Source organism: Streptomyces sp. NPDC059679 (assembly GCF_042734105.1).
In the GTDB taxonomy this organism is placed as follows: Bacteria; Actinomycetota; Actinomycetes; order Streptomycetales; family Streptomycetaceae; genus Streptomyces.
The window spans coordinates 186278-205342 of sequence record NZ_JBHWES010000011.1 but is presented as its reverse complement, the minus strand read 5'-3'; the positions used below and the strand labels follow the sequence as shown (position 1 = coordinate 205342).

Here is a 19065-nt window from a genome sequence, read left to right as displayed (position 1 = left end):
CCGTTCGGGCACCCGCACCGTGGTGCCCCTCGTAGGTCGTACAGACCAGGAGGCCTCGCAGATGACCGCCAATCGCACCTCACTGACCGAGTTGGAACGCGGTACTCCGTTCGAGCGACGCCATATCGGACCGGACTCCGAGGCGCAGGCCAAGATGCTCGCGCAGGTCGGCTTCGGCTCTCTCGACGAACTTACCCAGGCCGCCGTGCCGGAGGTCATCAGAAGCGCCGAGGAGCTGCGGCTGCCCCCGGCCCGCAGCGAGGCCGAGGTGCTGGCCGAGCTGCGCGGCCTGGCCGAGCGCAACCAACTGCTCTCCCCGATGATCGGCCTGGGCTACTACGGGACGTTCACCCCGCCGGTGATCCTGCGCAACGTGCTGGAGAGTCCCGCCTGGTACACCGCGTACACGCCCTACCAGCCGGAGATCTCCCAGGGCCGGCTGGAGGCGCTGCTCAACTTCCAGACCGTGGTCGCCGACCTGACCGGGCTGCCGACCGCCGGCGCCTCGCTGCTCGACGAGGCCACCGCCGCCGCCGAGGCCATGGCGCTGTCGCGGCGGGTGGGCAAGGTCAAGCAGGGCGTGTTCCTGGTCGACGCCGACACGCTGCCGCAGACCGTCGCGGTCATCCGGACCCGCGCCGAACCCACCGGTGTCGAGGTGGTCGTCGCCGACCTCTCGGCGGGCATACCGGCCGAGGTGGCCGAGCGCGGGGTGTTCGGCGTGCTGCTGCAGTACCCGGGCGCCTCCGGCGCGGTGCGCGAGCTGCGCCCGGTCATCGAGCGGGCCCATGAGCTCGGCGCCGTGGTCACCGTCGCCGCCGATCTGCTCGCCCTCACCCTGCTCACCTCGCCCGGCGAGCTGGGCGCCGATATCGCGGTCGGCAGCAGCCAGCGGTTCGGCGTGCCGATGGGCTTCGGCGGGCCGCACGCCGGTTTCATGGCCGTCCGCGACGCCTACGCCCGCAGCCTGCCGGGCCGCCTGGTGGGCGTCTCGGTCGACGCCGACGGCGACAAGGCGTACCGCCTGGCCCTGCAGACCCGCGAGCAGCACATCCGCCGCGAGAAGGCCACCAGCAACATCTGCACCGCCCAGGTGCTGCTCGCCGTGATGGCCGGGATGTACGCCGTCTACCACGGCCCGGAGGGCCTGCGGACCATCGCCCGGCGCACCCACCGCTACGCGGCCGTGCTGGCCGAGGGGCTGCGGGCCGGGGGCGTTCGGATCGTGCACGGCGCGTTCTTCGACACCCTCACCGCGTATGTCCCGGGCCGGGCCGCCGAGGTCGTCACCGCGGCCCGCGAGGCCGGGGTCAACCTGCGGCTGACCGACGCCGACCATGTGGGCATCGCCTGTGACGAGACCACCGGGCGCGCCCAGCTCGCCGCCGTGTGGTCGGCCTTCGGCGTGGACGGCGGGCTGCCCGCCATCGACGAGCTGGACGCCGCGGCGGCCGACGCGCTCCCCGCTGACCTGCTGCGCGGCGATGTGTATCTGACCCACCCGGTCTTCCACCGGCACCGCTCCGAGACCGCGATGCTGCGCTATCTGCGGCGCCTGGCCGACCGCGACTACGCCCTGGACCGGGGCATGATCCCGCTCGGCTCGTGCACCATGAAGCTCAACGCCACCACCGAGATGGAGCCGATCACCTGGCCGGAGTTCGGGGCGCTGCACCCCTTCGCGCCGGTCGAGCAGGCCCAGGGCTATCTGACGCTGATCCGTGAGCTGGAGGAGAGGCTGGCCGAGGTCACCGGCTACGACAAGGTCTCCCTCCAGCCGAACGCCGGATCGCAGGGCGAGCTGTCCGGGCTGCTGGCCGTACGCGCCTACCACCGGGCCAACGGCGAGGAGCGGCGCACCGTCTGCCTCATCCCGTCCTCCGCGCACGGCACCAACGCCGCCAGCGCCGTGATGGCGGGCATGAAGGTCGTCGTGGTCAAGACCGGCGAGGACGGCGAGGTCGACGCCGACGACCTGCGCGCCAAGATCGAGCGGTACGGCGACGAACTGGCCGTCCTGATGGTCACCTACCCCTCAACCCACGGCGTGTTCGAGGAGCACATCAGCGAGATCTGCGCGGCCGTGCACGACGCGGGCGGCCAGGTCTACGTGGACGGCGCGAACCTCAACGCCCTGGTGGGGCTGGCCCGGCCGGGCCGGTTCGGCGGCGATGTCTCCCACCTCAACCTGCACAAGACCTTCTGCATCCCGCACGGCGGCGGCGGCCCCGGGGTGGGCCCGGTCGCGGTGCGCGAGCACCTGGCGCCGTATCTGCCCAACCACCCGCTCCAGCCCGCGGCGGGCCCGGCGACGGGCGTGGGCCCGGTCGCGGCCGCGCCCTGGGGTTCGGCGGGCATCCTGCCCATCTCCTGGGCGTACGTCCGGCTGATGGGCGCCGAGGGGCTGCGCCGGGCCACCCAGGTGGCGGTGCTCGGTGCCAACTACATCGCCAAGCGCCTGGAGCCGCACTACCAGGTGCTCTACACCGGCCCCGGCGGCCTGGTCGCCCACGAGTGCATCGTCGATCTGCGTCCGCTCACCAAGGCGACCGGCGTGAGCGTCGACGATGTGGCCAAGCGGCTGGTCGACTACGGGTTCCACGCGCCCACGATGTCGTTCCCGGTCGCCGGCACGCTGATGATCGAGCCGACGGAGAGCGAGGACCTGGCGGAGCTGGACCGGTTCTGCGAGGCGATGATCGCGATCCGGGCGGAGATCGAGAAGGTCGGCTCGGGGGAGTGGCCCCAGGACGACAACCCGCTGCGGAACGCCCCGCACACGGCGGCCGCGCTCAGCGGGGAGTGGGAGCACCCCTACACCCGGGCGGAGGCGGCCTTCCCGGCCGGGGTGTCGCCGGCCGACAAGTACTGGCCGCCGGTACGGCGGATCGACGGCGCGTACGGCGACCGCAACCTGGTCTGCTCCTGCCCGCCGCTGGAGTCGTACGAGAGCTGACCGGGCGGGCCCGGTCGGGTACGGGGCCGGTGCGGCTGAGGCGCCGGGCCGGCCCCTGAAGGTTCGCTAGGCCGCCGTGACGACGCGCTCGGCGTCCAGCGGCCGGTGCGGTGCGATGATCTGCCCGTCCGGCAGAAGCTCACCGGTGTCCTCGAAGCAGAGGACGCCGTTGCACAGCAGGCTCCAGCCCTGCTCGGGGTGGTGCGCCACGAGATGGGCGGCCTCCCGGTCGGCGGAGTCGGCAGACGGGCACGGTGGCTGGTGCTGGCACATGGAAGGGATCTCTCGCTGCGATGTGGTGAGTGTCCTGTGACTTGCTGCGGCAGTCATGGCCGCCCCCCGTTGGTCAGTCGGTCTGTTGCTCCAAGTGTTGCCCTAAGGGCCGGTTTTCGCACGGATTTCGCGGCACCGGTACCCGCTAGATAATGACGCATCCACCCGGTCGGCGGTTCATCCTGCCGGGACTGTTACGAGCCCGCAGCGGAGCGCCCCGCGATCCGGGGGATCACGGGGCGCTCGGGCGCGGGCGGCGGCGGCCGCGGGCAGTGCTCGGCGGCGGGCGGTCAGGCCGAGGAGCCCAGCAGTGGCGTCGGTGTCAGCCGGAGGGTGAGCACCGGCAGCAGGTCCGCGGCGCGGTGCGCGCGGTGAGCGGCGATTCCGGGCGGGGCGGGGGTGAGCGGCACCAGCAGATCGGCCGCGGCGAGGCGGCCCTCTTCGGCGTCGACGTCAGGGTCGCCGCGCAGCCACAGCGTCAGCATGTACAGCTCCGGGATGGACAGCAGCCGGGGCTGGTACACCGAGGGCAGCGACTCGGCCTGGCTCAGCGCCAGTTCGGCCGACGACACATACGGGCCTTCGGAGAAGTGTGAGAAGACCCAGCCGTCGGCCGTCAGCATCGCCTCGGCGGAGGCCACCGTGCGCTCACCGTCGCGGATCAGGAACCGCCATCCGGTGAGCCGGGCGCCCGGCGGGCCGTCGGGGGCGGTGATGTCGTCCAGGACGTGGACGGGCAGGGGGAGTTCGAGCTCAAAGGGCCCGTCCAGGGTGGCGAGGAGCGGGGTGCGGACGGCGGTGGGAGAACCGAGGGCCGTGCGGATGCTGTTCAGAGCAGGCGCTGGAGCCGAGGGGACGTGCAGCGGCATGGTGGGTCGCCTCTCACTTCGGAGACACGGTGGAGCGCTGGCGTGCCAGGTGCGGATGACGCTGTCGGTGTAACGCGGGTCAGAGGGGCACTGACGAGATGTCAGGGCGCTGTCTCTCTGCCTCGGTTGCCGAGTTTATACGACAAGTGTTCCCGTCGTGTTTCATGTACCTGTCCCCGGTATTGCGGGCAAGCAGTAATCCGGCCCGCCGGGACGAGGGGATTTTCGCCGATTCTCTGCCATATGCACGGATATGACCTGGCATTTTAACCCAGCCTGGGTAGGCTTGATCTGGCGGGTGTTTTTCATCACGGCAATCCGGCGTTGTGCAGAGCCTATCGGTTGGGCAGTCCATGTGTGGCGTTATCGATCACATTGGCTGGGCATCATCGTGCGTGATGTGCGCGGCCAGGAGCCGTTGATCCACTCGAGGAAGGGACGCTTCGATGGGGGAGAAGGTCGTGGCCGGAGAGTTCGATCCGTCCGGGCGGCAGCGGCAGCGCGCCAGGCTCCGGCAGGGCCTGGAGGCGCTGGCCCGGCTCCTGGCCGAGAAGCGTTTCGACCGCCCCAAGAATCTCATGGGGCTGGAGATCGAGCTGAATCTCGCGGGGTCCGACGGGATGCCGAGGATGATGAACGCCGAGGTTCTGGAGAGAATCGCGAGTCACGATTTCCAGACCGAACTCGGACAGTGCAATCTTGAAGTAAACATCGTGCCACACCGTTTGCACGGCAGGGTTCTCGACCAGTTGGCGGAAGAGCTCCGGACCGGTTTGTCATATGCCGATCGCAAGGCGGGGGAAGTCGACTCCGAGATCGTTATGATCGGAATTCTCCCGACCCTTGTCGCCCGCGATCTGGGCTCCGCCAACCTCTCCTACGACGACCGCTACAAACTCCTCAACGAACAGATGCTGGCCGCCCGCGGCGAGGATTTCCTGATCGATGTCGAGGGCGAGGAGCGGTTTCGCTTCGCCTCCGGCTCGATCGCCCCCGAGGCCGCCTGCACCTCGGTCCAGCTGCACCTTCAGGTGACCCCGGGCCGGTTCGCGGCCGTGTGGAACGCGGCCCAGGCGGTGGCCGCCGCGCAGATCGTGGTGGGCGCCAACTCCCCCTTCCTGTTCGGCCGGGAGGTGTGGCGCGAGTCCCGCCCGCCGCTGTTCCTCCAGGCCACCGACGTCCGCCCGCCGGAGTTCGCGGCCCAGGGCGTGCGGCCGCGTACCTGGTTCGGCGAGCGCTGGATCAGCGACGCGCACGAGCTCTTCGAGGAGAATCTGCGCTTCTTCCCGCCCCTGCTGTCGACCGCGGACGACGAGGATCCGCTGCGGGTGCTGGACGACGGCGGGGTGCCGCGGCTGAGCGAGCTGGTGCTGCACAACGGCACCATCTACCGCTGGAACCGCCCCGTGTACGCGGTCGCCGACGGCGTACCGCATCTGCGGGTGGAGAACCGCGTACTGCCCGCCGGGCCCACCGTCAGCGACGTCATCGCCAACGCCGCCTTCTACTACGGCCTGGTGCGGGCGCTCGCCGAGGAGCCGCGCCCGATATGGAAGCGGCTGCCGTTCGAGGCCGCGGCGGCCAACTTCGACACGGCCTGCCGCCATGGCATCGACGCGGTCCTGCGGTGGCCCAAGCCGGGTGGCCGGTCCTCCTCGATGGTGCGGATCCCCGCCGTCCGGCTCGTCCAGGAGGAGCTGCTGCCGCTGGCCGCCGCCGGGGGGGACGCCGGGGGGGGCGGGCCCCCCCCCCCCCCCCGCGACCGGGGGCTCAACCAGGAGCGCAGCCCCCGCCCCCGCCAACGCGCCGCCCGGGAGGGCCCCCCCGACCCCCCGCCGCGGGGCTCGCCGCTTGGGGCGTCCCGCCGGCCGACCGCGAGCGCTACCTGGGGATCATCGAGGAGCGCTGCCGACGCCGCGTCAACGGCGCGTCCTGGCAGGCCGCCGCGTACCACCGGGCGCGGGAGAGCGGCCTCGGGCGGGACGCCGCGCTGGCGGCGGTGACCCGCCGCTACGGCGAGCTGATGCGCACCGGCGAACCGGTCCACACCTGGCCGGCCGGCCTTCCCGGCTGACCCGGCACCGGCCGGGGGCGCCCCGAGCCAACGCTGGGAGGTGCCCCCGCCGAGCGGGACTGGGGGACTGTACCGATATGCGGCTCCGCCGCGTGGCGAGCCGCAAAAAAAGGGGGGGTGCGCTCAGCCCGAGTTCTCCGTGCCCGACCGGCTCGCCGACACGATCGCCTTGAGGATCACGCTGTCGATCTGCGCCGGGTCCGCCACCCGCTGCGCCGAGCCGCCGGTCGCCTCCGCGATGTCCTCGCATGCGGACAGGTCGGCGTCCGGCCCGACCGCGATGGCGATCAGCGGCACCGGGCGGTTCGGGTCGGTGAGCCGTCCCAGTTGCTCGACCAGCGCCTTGCGCGAGATGCTGCCCTCGTCCTGGTTGGACCCGTCGGTGAGCAGTACGACGGCGTTGAACTTGCCCTGCGCGTAGCCGTCGCGTGCCTTCCGGTACGCCGCGAGCGCCGTGTCGTACAGCCCGGTCGCCCCGCCCGGCACCGGCTCCAGGGCGCCGAAGGCGGCCGTCAGCCGGTCGCGCTGGGTGGAGCCGTCCGGGTCGCGCAGGCCCAGCCGTCGGGTGGGCACCAGCTCCCGGTAGTCCCGGGCGCCGTCGAGCCGCCGGGAGAACTCCCACAGCCCGATCTCGTCGTCCGGCGTGAACTGCGCCAGCGCCCGCAGCAGGGACGCCTTGGTGACGGCCATCCGGGACTCGCCGTTCCGGCCGGGCACCGGGGCCGCCATGGAGGCCGAGGCGTCGACGACCGTGTTCAGCCGGGCACTCTGCACGGTGATCGTCCACATGCCCAGCGCGGTCTCCAGCTCCGCGCCCGACGGACCGGAGGCCGGGACCACCGCGTACGGCTGGGGGGCCTTGCCGCCCGCCGTACGGGTCACCTCCTCGACCGCCTTGCCGCTTGCCGGCCGGAAGCCGTGCCGCGCGAGTACCCGGCGGTTCTGGGTGTCGGAGAGAAAGGTCATGAACCGGGTGGCGGCGCGGGCCCGCGCCGTGGTGAGCGCGTCGTCATTGAGCACCGTGTACGGATAGTCGAGCTCGGCGGTGCCGTCCTCGGGGTAGAACAGCTGGAGCCGAGGGGCGCCCCCGGCCGCCGCGTTATGGCGGTAGGCGGCCTGCTCGGACAGGAACAGCGCCTGATTGCGCCGCGGATTCCCCGCCTCCGCGCCCGAGTCGTCGCGCGGCAGCGTGGTCAGCACCTGGTCGTCGCCGTCGGAGACACGCTGGGACAGGAGTTTCGCGGCGGCCGCGGCCCGCGTATCGGCCCCGCCGCCCTTTCCCGGTCCGCCGCTCTCCTTGGCTATCGAGGCGTTGACGCGGGCCAGCGCGAGCAGCCCGGTGGCGCTGCGCGCCGGGTCCGCGGCCCCGAGCCGCAGATCCTCGTCCCCGGTCGCGGCCCCGGTCAGCCGGGCCCAGCTGTACTTCTTCTGCGGCCAGCCGAGCCGCTTGGCGGCCGACGGGGTCGCCGCCACGGCCACCGGCGAGGACGCCACGCCGCCGAGCGTGTCCAGGGGGACGGACTTGGCGGGGGAGGACGCCGCGCGGTCGACCCACACGCTGGAGTCCGGCAGCCACACCTGGAAACCCGGGTCGCGGCTGTCGTCGCCGAGCGCGTCGGCCACCTCGTACGGCACCCGGCTGGTGACCTTCACATCGAGGCAGCGGCCATCGGAGCGGACATGGGCGGACCGGGCGCGCTCGGCGACCTCGCGCAGCGCCGGGGCGATGTCCGGGGAGGCGGCCACCCCGAGGCGCACCGCGTCGTCCGAGCAGGACTCCATCGGGCCCAGCAACTCGCTGCGCAGAACCAGCGCCGCACCGGTGGCCAGGGCGAGCACGACCGCGGTGGAGATCGCGACGGCCCGGCGGCGTGCGGCGGACCGGGACCCCGTAGGGTCCTGCCGTGGTGAGTGGACAGGGCCGACTGAGTCCTCTGGCAGGCTGCTGTGGCGTCCCATGTGCTGCGTCTCCTGTGAAGATGAAGCTGTCAGGAGCAAGGACGGCGCCAGCGGGATGGCGCCCTCCCCTGACCCTCGCGTGATCTTCGGAACTCTTTTCGAGACCATAGCGGCACACGACCACCGATGCGGTGGAAAAGCGGAACTGGAGGCAGGCGTGCAGTCACACGCGCGGGACATGGAGCTTTCCCCTCCGGAGGGCGGGCTCTCGGAACGTGTCCTGCGCCAGGAGACGCTGCTGGTCCTGGCGCTGTCGCTGGGCGCGAGCGGCGTATCGGCGCTGATCAGCTTTATCGGCTCGGTGACCGCGCCCGGCGGGCTCAAGGACAAGGCGGCCACGCTCAACGCCTCCGAGGCACCCGGCAGGCCCTGGCTGGATCTGGCCTGGCAGCTCTTCGGCATCTCCACCGCGCTGGTGCCGGTCGCGCTGGTGGCCCATCTGCTGCTGCGGGAGGGCACCGGGCTGCGCGCCATCGGCTTCGACCGCCGGCGGCCGGCCTTCGACCTGGGCCGGGGCGCCGCGGTGGCGGCCGGGATAGGCGGTACGGGGCTGCTGCTCTACCTCGGCGCACGGGCGGCGGGGGCCAATCTGACGGTGGTGCCCGAGGCGCTGCCCGACGTGTGGTGGAAGATCCCCGTGCTGATCGCCTCCGCCGTGCAGAACTCCGTGCTGGAGGAGGTGATCGTCGTCGGCTATCTGCTGCGCAGGCTCGGGCAGTTGGGCTGGACGCCGATGGCCGCGCTGCTGGCGAGCTCGGTGCTGCGCGGCTCGTACCACCTCTATCAGGGCATCGGCGGCTTCTTCGGCAATATGGCGATGGGCGTGGTGTTCGTACTGCTCTACCGCCGCTGGGGGCGGGTCGGACCGCTGGTCGCCGCGCACGCTCTGATCGACATCGTGGCCTTCGTCGGCTACGCCCTGCTGGCGGGCCGGGTCGACTGGCTGCCCACCGCCTGACCGGTGGGGTCTCCCGCCGCGGCGTCGGCGTAGCGGCGGGCCAGGTGCGCGAAGGCGTCCTTGAGTTCGGCCGGCCCGATGACCTGGATGTCGGCGTCGAACCTGCCGATGGCGGCGGCCAGTCCGGGCCATGACCACGCGCCCAGGACGAGCCGGCAGCGGTCCGGGCCGAGTGCTTCGACGAGTCCGTCGTGGGCGTAGGCGGATACGACGTCGGCGGGCAGATCGAGGATCACCTCGCCGCGACAGGGCCAGCCGCCGGAGCCGTCGGAGCCCTGGAACCTGCCGGCGACGAAGGCGGCCACCTCCCCTCCGGGCAACTCGCGCGGGGTGAAGCGGGGACCGGTGGGGGAGCGCGGGGCGATCCGGTCGACGCGGAAGGTGCGCCAGTCGTCGCGGTCGAGGTCCCAGGCGACGAGATACCAGCGCCCGCCCCAGGTGATGAGGTGGTGCGGCTCCACCCGGCGCGGCGGAGCGATGGTGCGGTCGGCGTCGGCGGCCGCTGGTGGGGATACGGGGGCGGCGTAGTCGAAGCGCAGCACTTCGCGGGCGCGTACGGCCGCGCTGAGCGCCATGAGGACCTGCGGGTCGACCTGCGGATTCGGCCGGGTCCCCGGCCGTTCGACGGCGGTGACCTGGAGGGCGTCGACGCGATGGCGCAGCCGTGTGGGCAGCACCTGCCGTACGGTGCTCAGCGCACGCGCCGCCGCCTCCGCGATACCGGCACCGGCGACGGCGGCGGTCTGGAGCGCCACGGCGAGCGCGACGGCCTGCTCGTCGTCGAACAGCAGCGGCGGCAGTTCCGTACCGGCGCCCAACCGATAGCCGCCGTCGGGGCCCTTGACGGCCACGATGGGATAGCCGAGTTCGCGCAGCCGGTCGACATCGCGGCGTACCGTGCGCGGGCTGACCTCCAGCCGCTCGGCCAGCAGCTGCCCCGGCCAGTCGCGGCGCGACTGGAGCAGGGAGAGCAGTGACAGCAGCCGCGCTGAGGTCTTGGGCATGACGCCAGTATCGCCCCGAGAAGAGGTCACAACCTGACCGCTTCCCCTGCGAATGTGGTTTTCGCCGGACAGCGGCAACGCTCAGACCGCAACGAATCAGACAGAAGGACCCGATCACTGTGACCGCCATGACCACACCCCCCACATCCCTCGGCGCCGAGCGGGCCGATCTGCTCGCCGAGCTCGCCGCCGCGCGCGCCGCCCTGACCAAGACGGTGCACGGGCTCAGCGACGAGCAGGCCGCCGAGCGCCCGACGGTCAGCGAGCTGTGCCTGGGCGGGCTGATCAAACACGTCGCGTTCATCGAGGAGGGGTGGCTGCGTTTCGTGGTCGAGGGCCCCTCGGCGCTCCGTTACGATCTGCCCGACGGTGTCACCTGGGACGATCTCGCGGCCGGTACCGCACGCGAGTTCCCGCAGTGGGCGATCGACCACCAGGCCAACTTCCAGATGCTGCCCGGCGAGACCCTGGCCCAGATCCTGGAGCGCTACGAGAAGGTCGCCGCCCGGAGCGAGGAGATCATCACCACCGTCCCCGACCTGTCGGCGACGCACCCGCTGCCCGAGGCGCCCTGGAACGAGCCGGGGGCACGGCACAGCGTGCGCCGGGTGCTGACGCATGTCATCGCCGAGACCGCGCAGCACGCCGGACACGCGGACATCCTGCGCGAAACGCTCGACGGGCAGAAGTCGAGCTGACGACCGCGCGGGGGCATGACCCGATGACCGTTCTCGACACCCGGGCGCTGGGCCGCGCCACCCTCGCCCGGCAGTTGCTGCTCGAACGCGCCGACATACCGGTCCCCGACGCCGTCGGGCATCTGTGCGGCATGCAGGCGCAGGAGCCGCAGGAGCCGTTCGTAGGGCTGTGGTCGCGGCTGCGCGCGTTCGACCCGGCGGTGCTCTCGGACCTGCTGACCGGGCGCGGCCTGGTGCGGACCCACCTCATGCGCCGCACCGTCCACCTCCTCACCGCCGACGACGTCCTGGCCTGGCGGTCCCGCTACGACGCCATGCTGCGCCAGCGGGTGCTCGGGACTTACCGCCGCGAGTTCGAAGGGACAGATCTCGACGAACTCGCGGCGGCGGGCCGGGCGGTGATGGCGGACGGCGAGCCCCGCACGGCGGCCGAGCTCGTACGGGCGGTCGCCGAGCGCTGGCCGACGCCGGGGCGGCGGGCCCTGGGCGAAATGCTGGTCGCCGCCCTCGTCCCGGTGGTGCAGCTGCCGCCCCGCGGGCTGTGGCGCGCCAAGGGGGGAGTGCGCAACGCTCTGCTCTCCGCCTGGCTGGGTCGCGAGATCGACCCGCCGGCCCCGGATGGCTCCGACCCGGTCGGCCAGGCGCTGGTACGGCGCTATCTGGCCGCGTACGGCCCCGCGGCCTCGGCCGACCTGCGCGCCTGGTGCGGCCTCGCCGGACTGCCGGCCGCGGTGGCCGCCCTGCGCGGGGAACTGGTCACCTTCCGCGATGAGCGCGGCCGCGAACTGCTCGACCTTCCCGAAGCGCCACGCCCCGACCCCGACACCCCCGCCCCGGTGCGGTTTCTGCCGGCGTTCGACAACGCGATCCTCGGCTATCACGACCGCGGCCGGATCGTCGACGACGCCCACCGCGGCCTCTCGGTCGCCGGCGAACGGGTGGTGCTGGTGGACGGCCGGGTGGCCGCGACGTGGGGCGTCGCCGCCGACACCGTCGTCGTCACCCCGCTGCGCGGCCTGTCCCGAGCCGACCGCGACGCCGTCGCAGAACAGGGGCGGGAGTTGGCGGCGTTCCTCTCCGAAGGGGAAAGCCACCGCGTACGGGTCGATTCCGCGTAGTCGATTCCACGTAGCCGGTTCCGCGTAGCCGGTTTCACGTGACGCCCCAGGTGGGCCCTAGGCGAGCAGTTCCCCGTCGATGACGGTGACCGCTGTGCCGGTCAGCAGGGTGCGGTCGCCGCGCAGCGCCGTACGGACCAGCCCGCCGCGGGCGGACGCCTGAAACCCGGTCAGCTCCGTACGGCCGAGCCGGGCCGACCAGAAGGGCGCGAGGGCGGTGTGCGCGCTGCCGGTCACCGGGTCCTCGTCGATGCCGACGGCGGGGGCGAAGACGCGCGAGACGAAGTCGTAGCCGCGGGCCGGGTCTTCGGCGGCCGCGGTCACGATGCAGCCGCGGTGGCCGGTTTGCGCGAGCGCGGCGAGGTCCGGGGACAGCGTGCGCACGGTCGTCTCGTCGGCCACCTCCACGAAGAGGTGGTCGATGTACGGGGTGGTGTGGTGGACGGACAGGAGCCGGACGCCGAGCGCGTCGGCGGCGGCGCCGGCCGCGCCCTGGGCCACGTCGAGCGGCGTCAGCTGGGACGTGGGGAAGTCGAGGGTGATCGTGCCGCTGTCGTCGGCCGTGGTCGACAGCACCCCGCTGAGGGTGGCGAAGCGGACCGTGCCGGTCGCGGCGCCCGTGGTGTGCAGGACGTGGGCGGTGGCGAGCGTGGCGTGGCCGCACATCTTCACCTCAGTCGCCGGGGTGAACCAGCGCAGCGCCCAGTCGGCCTCCGCACCCTGCGGCAGCGGGTGGGCGAAGGCGGTCTCGGAGAGGTTGACCTCGGCGGCGATCCGCTGGAGCCGGTCGTCATCGGGCAACGCGTCGGTGTCCAGGAGGAGGACCCCGGCCGGGTTGCCGGCGAAGGGGCGGGCGGTGAAGGCGTCGACGATTCGGATGCGCATGCGCCGACCGTAGGGCGCCGTCCGGGCCCTCGGCGATGGCCAATTCCGGGCGCGTGGACCGGCCGGGCATCGGAAGACCATTGCTGTGCGATCGGTTCCGATATATCGTTGAGACATCGCGACAGATCAACGATGGAAGGAACGTCATATGCGTCCCCATGGACACCATGGACATGAACACTTCGGACCGGGCCATCGCGGCCGTGGCGACTCCGAGGGGCGGCGCGCGGCCTTCGGCCCGTTCGGCCCGCCCTTCGGCGGCCCCCCGTTCGGTGGCCGCGGCCGGGGTGGACCGCGTGGCCGCGCGCGGCGCGGCGATGTGCGCGCCTCGATCCTGGCGCTGCTGCGGGAGCGCCCCATGCACGGCTACGAGATGATCCAGGAGATCGCCGAGCGCAGCGCCGGCGCTTGGCGGCCGAGCCCCGGATCCGTCTATCCGACGCTGCAGCTGCTCGAGGACGAGGGGCTGATCACCAGTGAGAGCGAGGGCGGGAAGAAGCTGTTCGCCCTCACCGACGAGGGCCGCGGCGAGGCCGAGGCGGGGTCGCGGGCCCCGTGGGAGGAGGTCGGGCGCGGTATCGACTGGGAGTCGATGCAGGAGATCCGGCAGGCGGGCTTCGGCCTGATGGAGGCGTTCGCGCAGGTCTGGAAGACCGGCACCGCCGAGCAGCGGCAGAAGGCCGTCGCGGTCATCAACGACTCCCGTAAGCGGCTGTATCTGATCCTCGCCGAACAGGACGAGAAGGATGAGAAGGGCGGGCAGGATGAGCCCGGAGAGAAGGGAGGCAAGGGCTGAGCAGGCCCTGGGGACGCGCGGGGGAGCCTCAGGCGACCAGTCCGCCGAGCTTGCGCAGCGACTCGTTGAGGGCGGCGCTCGCCGAGTCCTTGAGCTTCCCGGCCATCAGCGAGACCGCGGGACCGGTGAACTCGCCGTCGACGCGGACCGTCGTGGCCTCGCCCTCCGGCGTCAGCGCATAGCGCATGGCGAGGTTCACGCCCATGGGCCCCTTGCCCCGGGTGGCGAACACCCGGACGGGCTCGCTGGCCTCGATGGTCCAGATCACCTCCGCCGGAAAGCCCATCAGCTTCATGTTCTCCTGATACGTGGCGCCCACCTCGAGCGTGGCGGGGCCGCCCCCCGGGAAGCCGGTGTGCGTCACGTTCCACTGGACCCATGAGGCGAAGTCCGTCAGCTGGGCCCACACCTTCTCGGCCGGTGCCTCGATACGCGCCTGGACGCTGACCTCGGCCATGGGGCCACCCCTTCCGCGCGCCGTGGCTCGGATGCCTCAGCGGTGTCGCGCAACGTAGCCCTGGCGCCTCGAACATTCAATACTGATGAACCGTCAGTTCCCAGGCTCCTCCGTGAGGAGGAGATTCGGCCGTCAATGCCCAACTATCGTGGGAGAGCCACATGCTCCCCGGCGGGGATGCTCCGGACTCCGGGGACTGATGGGGTGAGAGCGTGCGAAAAAGTACCTCCGGCGGCTATGACGAGGGCCGGCTCGGCGAGGAGTTGGACGCCGTGGTCGCGGGGGCGCGCCGACGGGCGTTCCGTGACGGCGACCGGCAGATCGACACGGCCCATCTGCTGCACACCCTGCTCGAGTCGGACCCCCGGGCGCGTGCCGCCTTCGCGGGCGGCCCACCCCAGGTCGCGCGGCTGCTCGGCTATCTGGCACAGCGCGCCATCGGCTACGGCGTCCAGTGGAGCGGCTCGGTCGAGGACTCCGGCGCGCGGCGCCGGGTGCGCCCCCGGGACCTGCGCGGAATCCAGGGCGCCCAGGGCGGCGGCATGTCCGGCTGGTCACCCGCCGCCGTGGCGGCCATGGGCGCCGCGACCGCCCGGGCCCGGGCCCGCGGTGCGCTCCGGGCCGAGGGTCCCGACCTTCTCGCCGCCCTCGCCGACGACCCGGAGTGCCGCGCCGTGGAGGTGCTGCGGCGGGCCGGCGTCGATACGGAACTGCTGGTCGCGGCCCTGGACGGGGAAATGCGCCAGCAGTCAACGACGTGACGGTCCTGTCGTGAGCTGACATGATGATCCGATGCACAACACTCAGGGGCAGGGTCCGGGAGGGACGAGAAGCGTGGGGCTGGGGCTGGCGCTCACCTCGGCACTCGCGTTCGGCGGATCGGGCGTGGCCGCAAAACCGCTGATCGAGGCGGGTCTCGAACCCCTCCATGTCACCTGGCTGCGAGTGGCCGGCGCCGCCTTGGTCATGCTCCCGGTCGCCTGGCACCACCGTGATCTGCCCGCCAAGCGCCCCGCCCTGCTGGTGGGGTTCGGCCTGCTGGCCGTCGCCGGGGTGCAGGCGTGCTACTTCGCCGCGATCTCGCGCATCCCGGTCGGCGTCGCGCTCCTCGTCGAATATCTGGCCCCCGCCCTGGTCCTGGGCTGGGTGCGGTTCGTCCAGCGGCGGCCGGTGAGCGGTGCCGCGGCGGTGGGGGTCGTGCTCGCGGTCGGCGGACTGGCCTGTGTGGTCGAGGTGTGGTCGGGGCTGAGCTTCGACGCCGTGGGGCTGCTGCTCGCCCTGGGCGCCGCCGGTTGCCAGGTCGGCTACTTCGTCCTGGCCGACCACGGCAGCGACGGCGAGAACGCCGCGGACCCGCTGGGCGTCATCGCGTACGGGCTGATCGTCGGCGCGGTGGCGCTGACCGTCGTGGCGCGCCCCTGGAATCTGGACTGGGCGGTGCTGGCCGGCCGGGCCGACCTGGCGGGCGCGCGGGTGCCCGCCGTACTGCTGCTCGGATGGATCGTCCTGGTCGCGACGGTGGTCGCCTATCTCACCGGGGTCGTCTCGGTGCGCCGGCTGTCGCCTCAGGTGGCCGGGGTGGTCGCCTGCCTGGAGGCGGTCGTGGCGACCGTACTGGCCTGGGTGCTGCTGGACGAGCACCTGTCGCTGCCGCAGATCGTCGGGGGCGCGGTGGTGCTTTTCGGCGCGTTCATCGCGCAGACCTCGGCGCCGAAGGCGGCCGCGGCCGAACCGGTGGCCGGGTCGGGGACGCTCTCCGCGAGGAAAGAGGCGGATGCGGCCGCAGTGGCCGACGGCACAGGCCGGGCGCCGGGCTCGCCGCCCGCCCGCTGACCGGCTGAGAGGCCGGCGCGGGCGGGTCGGGTTTCGTCGGCCCTCGTCGGGGTCGTCGGGCGTGTCCGGCTTCGTCAGAGACGGGTGAGGTAGCCGGGCACCGGCGTGTCGGGGGTCAGGTCGTCGGCGGGCACCGGCGCGCCGTACGTCCGTGCCACCGGCAGCACGCCGCTCCAGTGCGGGAGCGCCAGGTCCTCGGGCTCGTCGTTCGGGCCGCCGGTGCGGATCTTCGCGGACACCTCGGCGAGGTCCAGGCGGAGTACGGCGGTGGCGGCCAGCTCCTTGGCGTTGGCCGGCCGGGAGTCGGCGGCCCGGCCGGGCACGACGTGGTCGACCAGGGCGTCGAGGGCCGCGGCGCGCTCGGCGCCGTCGGTCACCTGGCGGGCGGCGCCGTGCACCACCACCGAGCGGTAGTTGATGGAGTGGTGGAAGGCGGAGCGGGCCAGGACCAGCCCGTCGACATGGGTGACGGTCAGGCACACCGGCATGCCCGGGTCCTCCGCGCCGCTCGCCATCCGCAGCGGGCGGGAGCCGGTCGACCCGTGCACATACAGCCGCTCGCCCACCCGCGCGTACAGCGTCGGCAGGACGACCGGGGCGCCGTCGCGCACAAAGCCCAGATGGCAGACGTAGCCCTCGTCGAGTATCGAGTGCACCAGCTCCGGGTCGTACGAGGCGCGCTCGCGGGACCGGGTGGGCACCGTCCGGTCGGTCGGCTGGTAGGCGTCCGGGGTGGTGCTCGCGGCGGTCATTTGCAATCCCCTTTGAACTAGTACAAAATCTGTTTTGTGCTAGGAGAGTATCGGATCGAAGGGCGCGGCGCAGCTGAGATCGCCGCGAGTGTCGAGCGCGCGGTGGGCGCCGGTGACCTGGCCCCCGGGCAACTTCTGCCGCCTATGCGGGAGTTGGCGTCCCGGCTGGGTGTCAATCCCAATACCGTCGCGGCCGCCTATCGCTCGCTGCGGGACCGGGGGGTGATCGAGACCGCGGGCCGCAAGGGCAGCCGGGTGCGTCCGCGCCCCGCCACCACCTCCCGTGATCTGCTCCGTGTCGAGGCCCCCGAGGGCGTGCGGGACCTCGGGGACGGCAACCCCGACCCCGCCCTGCTGCCGCCGCTCGGCGAGGCGCTGGCCGCGGCCGCCGCGCGCAACGCCGAACACCCCGCGCTGTACGGCACGCCCGAGGTGTCCCCGGAGCTCGCCCGGGCCGCCCGCGCCGCCCTCGACGCGGACGGGGTGCCGGGCGGCCCGGTCGCCATCACCTCCGGTTCGCTGGACGCGATCGAGCGCGTGCTCGCCGCCCATCTCAAACCCGGCGACGCGGTCGCGGTCGAGGATCCGGGCTGGGGCAGCGTGCTCGACCTGGTCCCCGCGCTGGGGCTGCGCACCGTCCCCGTCGCGGTGGACGACGACGGGCCGCTGCCGGAGCGGGTCGAGGAGGCGCTGAATAAAGGGGCGCGGGCGCTGATCGTCACCTGCCGGGCACAGAACCCGACCGGCGCGGCGGTGAGCGCCGAGCGCGCCCGCGCGCTGCGTACGGCCCTGGACCGCCACCCGCGAACGCTGCTGATCGAGGACGACCACGGGCACGGCATCGTGGATGTGCCACTCCACCCGCTGGCGGGCGGTACGGAGCACTGGGCGCTGGTCCGCTCCGCCGCCAAGGCGTACGGGCCCGATCTGCGGGTCGCCGTGCTGACCGGCGACCCGGTCACCGTGGACCGGGTGCGCGGAAGGCAGCGGCTGGGCCCCGGCTGGGTCAGCCATCTGCTGCAGGACGCGCTGGTGCGGCTGTGGCAGACCGGCGCGGTGGACATCTCGGCGGTGGCCGCCTCGTACGGTCGGCGGCGCGACGCGCTGGTGCGGGCGCTGCGCGAGCGCGGGATCGCCGCCCATGGCCGCAGCGGGATGAATGTATGGGTGCCGGTCCCCGACGAGACCGGTGCCGTCGCCCGGCTGCTGCAGTCCGGCTGGGCGGTCGCGCCCGGGGCCCGGTTCAGGATCGCCTCGCCGTCCGGGGTGCGGCTGACCGTGTCATCGCTGGGCATGGACGACATCGGTCCCGTCGCGGACGCGCTCGCGTCGGCGACGGGACCGGCCCCGGCGGGGCGCTATGGCTGAGTCAGTGAGTGGCTCGGGCCCGAGGGGCCTTGGCGCGCGGCCGCGTCTGGGTCAGCGCCGCGCCCGCGAGCACGATCAGCGCCCCGACCGGCGTGTTCCAGGTGAGGTGTTCGCCGAGGATCGCCACGCCCGCCGCGGTCGCGATGACCGGGACGAAGTACGTCACCATCATGGCGGTGGTCGGGCCGACCTCCTCGACCAGGCCGTACTGCACCAGGAAGGCGAAGCCGGTGCCGAGCGCGCCCAGCGCGATCACCGACAGCAGGGGCAGTACCGGGAAGGAGTCCGGGGCCGGGGCGAACAGCGGGGCCACGACCGCCAGTTGGGCCGTGCCCATCAGCAGTTGGGCGCCGGACATCGCCAGGTGGGAGTGGCCGGAGCCGCTGAGCGTACGCCGGACGTACTGCCAGCCGACCGCGTAGCTGAGCGAGGCGGCCAGCGCCATCGCGGTGCCCGCCGGGTCCTGACCGGAGAAGCCCTGCCAGACGCCGAGCACGACCAACACGCCGGCGAAGCCGATGCCCAGGCCCGCGACGCGCTGCCGGGTCGGCCGGTCGTCGGAGGCCGCCGCCACGGCGAGCACCATGCCCCACAGCGGCGAAGTCGCGTTGCAGATACCGGCCAGGGTGGACGGGATGGTCAGCTCGGCGTACGCGAACAGCGAGAACGGCAGGGCGTTGAGGAAGAAGGCCGCCACGGCCAGATGGCCCCAGACCCGTGCGCCACGCGGCAGCCGCTCCCGCTTCGCCACCAGGACCGCGACCAGGACGGCGGTGCCGAACAGCATTCGCCCCAGCGTGACGTACAGCGGAGCGAACGCCTCGGTGCCGACCTTGATGAACAGAAAGCTGAAGCCCCAGATCAGGGCGAGCGCGCCGAACCGGATCCGCCAGTCCAGGAGCGGGCGGCGGGTGGGGGTGGCCGGTGCGGCCGGGGTGGTGGTGGCCGTGGTGGCCGTGGTGTTGCCGCCGGCGGCGGTGGGCGAGGCGGTCGCTGTGGTCATGCTGCCACCTTGACGCCTGCTGACCTCTTAGGGCAAGTGAGATTTTATGCGAGGTATCGCGT

Annotated in this window: 17 protein-coding genes; 9 read left to right on the top strand and 8 right to left on the bottom strand. The window is 72.7% G+C overall.

What is annotated here, in order from left to right:
* The first annotated feature begins 61 nt into the window (after positions 1-61).
* Positions 62-2956 (top strand): aminomethyl-transferring glycine dehydrogenase, encoded by a 2895-nt coding sequence (gene gcvP / locus ACFV2X_RS15770; RefSeq protein ID WP_385616423.1) that lies wholly within the window; start codon positions 62-64, stop codon positions 2954-2956.
* Positions 2957-3022: 66 nt separating this feature from the next.
* Here the strand turns inward: gcvP and ACFV2X_RS15765 are convergent, their stop codons facing one another.
* The gene (locus ACFV2X_RS15765) at positions 3023-3229 is read right to left on the bottom strand and encodes a DUF5999 family protein (RefSeq protein ID WP_089511810.1); all 207 of its coding nucleotides are present in this window, start codon (positions 3227-3229) and stop codon (positions 3023-3025) included.
* Positions 3230-3519: 290 nt separating this feature from the next.
* On the bottom strand, positions 3520-4098 hold the full coding sequence (locus ACFV2X_RS15760) for a hypothetical protein (RefSeq protein ID WP_385616421.1): 579 nt from the start codon (positions 4096-4098) through the stop codon (positions 3520-3522).
* A 446-nt stretch (positions 4099-4544) separates the two neighbouring features.
* Here ACFV2X_RS15760 and ACFV2X_RS15755 point away from each other — a divergent pair, with 446 nt between their 5' ends.
* Positions 4545-6101: a glutamate--cysteine ligase gene (locus ACFV2X_RS15755; RefSeq protein WP_385616419.1), complete on the top strand. Its 1557-nt coding sequence runs from the start codon at positions 4545-4547 to the stop codon at positions 6099-6101.
* Positions 6102-6295: 194 nt separating this feature from the next.
* Here ACFV2X_RS15755 and ACFV2X_RS15750 read toward each other — a convergent pair whose 3' ends face one another.
* Positions 6296-8131 carry a substrate-binding domain-containing protein gene (locus ACFV2X_RS15750; protein WP_385616417.1) on the bottom strand — a complete coding sequence of 612 codons (1836 nt, stop codon included), beginning with the start codon at positions 8129-8131 and terminating at the stop codon, positions 6296-6298.
* A gap of 178 nt (positions 8132-8309) precedes the next feature.
* Between ACFV2X_RS15750 and ACFV2X_RS15745 the strand changes: the two genes are divergently transcribed.
* Entirely contained in the window at positions 8310-9089 is a 780-nt protein-coding gene (locus ACFV2X_RS15745) for a CPBP family intramembrane glutamic endopeptidase (RefSeq protein ID WP_385616469.1), read from the top strand.
* On the opposite strand, the gene ACFV2X_RS15740 is transcribed toward ACFV2X_RS15745, so the two are convergent.
* Positions 9044-10093: a helix-turn-helix transcriptional regulator gene (locus tag ACFV2X_RS15740; protein ID WP_385616415.1), complete on the bottom strand. Its 1050-nt coding sequence runs from the start codon at positions 10091-10093 to the stop codon at positions 9044-9046. The genes ACFV2X_RS15745 and ACFV2X_RS15740 overlap by 46 nt on opposite strands.
* A 128-nt stretch (positions 10094-10221) precedes the next feature.
* Here ACFV2X_RS15740 and ACFV2X_RS15735 point away from each other — a divergent pair, with 128 nt between their 5' ends.
* Together ACFV2X_RS15735 and ACFV2X_RS15730 are read left to right on the top strand one after the other, a co-directional pair.
* The gene (locus ACFV2X_RS15735) at positions 10222-10791 is read left to right on the top strand and encodes a DinB family protein (RefSeq protein ID WP_385616413.1); all 570 of its coding nucleotides are present in this window, start codon (positions 10222-10224) and stop codon (positions 10789-10791) included.
* 23 nt (positions 10792-10814) lie between these two features.
* Positions 10815-11909 carry a winged helix DNA-binding domain-containing protein gene (locus ACFV2X_RS15730; RefSeq protein ID WP_385616411.1) on the top strand — a complete coding sequence of 365 codons (1095 nt, stop codon included), beginning with the start codon at positions 10815-10817 and terminating at the stop codon, positions 11907-11909.
* Between the two features lie 57 nt (positions 11910-11966).
* Here ACFV2X_RS15730 and ACFV2X_RS15725 read toward each other — a convergent pair whose 3' ends face one another.
* Positions 11967-12794 carry a PhzF family phenazine biosynthesis protein gene (locus ACFV2X_RS15725; RefSeq protein ID WP_385616409.1) on the bottom strand — a complete coding sequence of 276 codons (828 nt, stop codon included), beginning with the start codon at positions 12792-12794 and terminating at the stop codon, positions 11967-11969.
* Positions 12795-12942: 148 nt separating this feature from the next.
* Between ACFV2X_RS15725 and ACFV2X_RS15720 the strand changes: the two genes are divergently transcribed.
* The gene (locus tag ACFV2X_RS15720; RefSeq protein ID WP_385616407.1) at positions 12943-13590 is read left to right on the top strand and encodes a PadR family transcriptional regulator; all 648 of its coding nucleotides are present in this window, start codon (positions 12943-12945) and stop codon (positions 13588-13590) included.
* A gap of 28 nt (positions 13591-13618) precedes the next feature.
* Here ACFV2X_RS15720 and ACFV2X_RS15715 read toward each other — a convergent pair whose 3' ends face one another.
* Entirely contained in the window at positions 13619-14047 is a 429-nt protein-coding gene (locus tag ACFV2X_RS15715) for an SRPBCC family protein (protein WP_385616405.1), read from the bottom strand.
* Positions 14048-14259: 212 nt separating this feature from the next.
* On the opposite strand from ACFV2X_RS15715, the gene ACFV2X_RS15710 reads away from it, so the two are divergent.
* Complete coding sequence (locus tag ACFV2X_RS15710) at positions 14260-14808, top strand: Clp protease N-terminal domain-containing protein (protein WP_385616403.1); 549 nt, start codon at positions 14260-14262, stop codon at positions 14806-14808.
* Between the two features lie 31 nt (positions 14809-14839).
* Positions 14840-15880, top strand: a complete 1041-nt coding sequence (locus ACFV2X_RS15705; protein WP_385616401.1) for a DMT family transporter — start codon at positions 14840-14842, stop codon at positions 15878-15880.
* Positions 15881-15954: 74 nt separating this feature from the next.
* Here the strand turns inward: ACFV2X_RS15705 and ACFV2X_RS15700 are convergent, their stop codons facing one another.
* Entirely contained in the window at positions 15955-16632 is a 678-nt protein-coding gene (locus ACFV2X_RS15700; RefSeq protein WP_385616399.1) for a pyridoxamine 5'-phosphate oxidase family protein, read from the bottom strand.
* A 36-nt stretch (positions 16633-16668) separates the two neighbouring features.
* Between ACFV2X_RS15700 and ACFV2X_RS15695 the strand changes: the two genes are divergently transcribed.
* Entirely contained in the window at positions 16669-18000 is a 1332-nt protein-coding gene (locus ACFV2X_RS15695) for an aminotransferase class I/II-fold pyridoxal phosphate-dependent enzyme (RefSeq protein WP_385616398.1), read from the top strand.
* A 1-nt stretch (position 18001) separates the two neighbouring features.
* Here ACFV2X_RS15695 and ACFV2X_RS15690 read toward each other — a convergent pair whose 3' ends face one another.
* Positions 18002-19003, bottom strand: coding sequence for a DMT family transporter (locus ACFV2X_RS15690; protein WP_385616396.1), 1002 nt, complete (start codon positions 19001-19003; stop codon positions 18002-18004).
* Between the last annotated feature and the right edge of the window lie 62 nt (positions 19004-19065).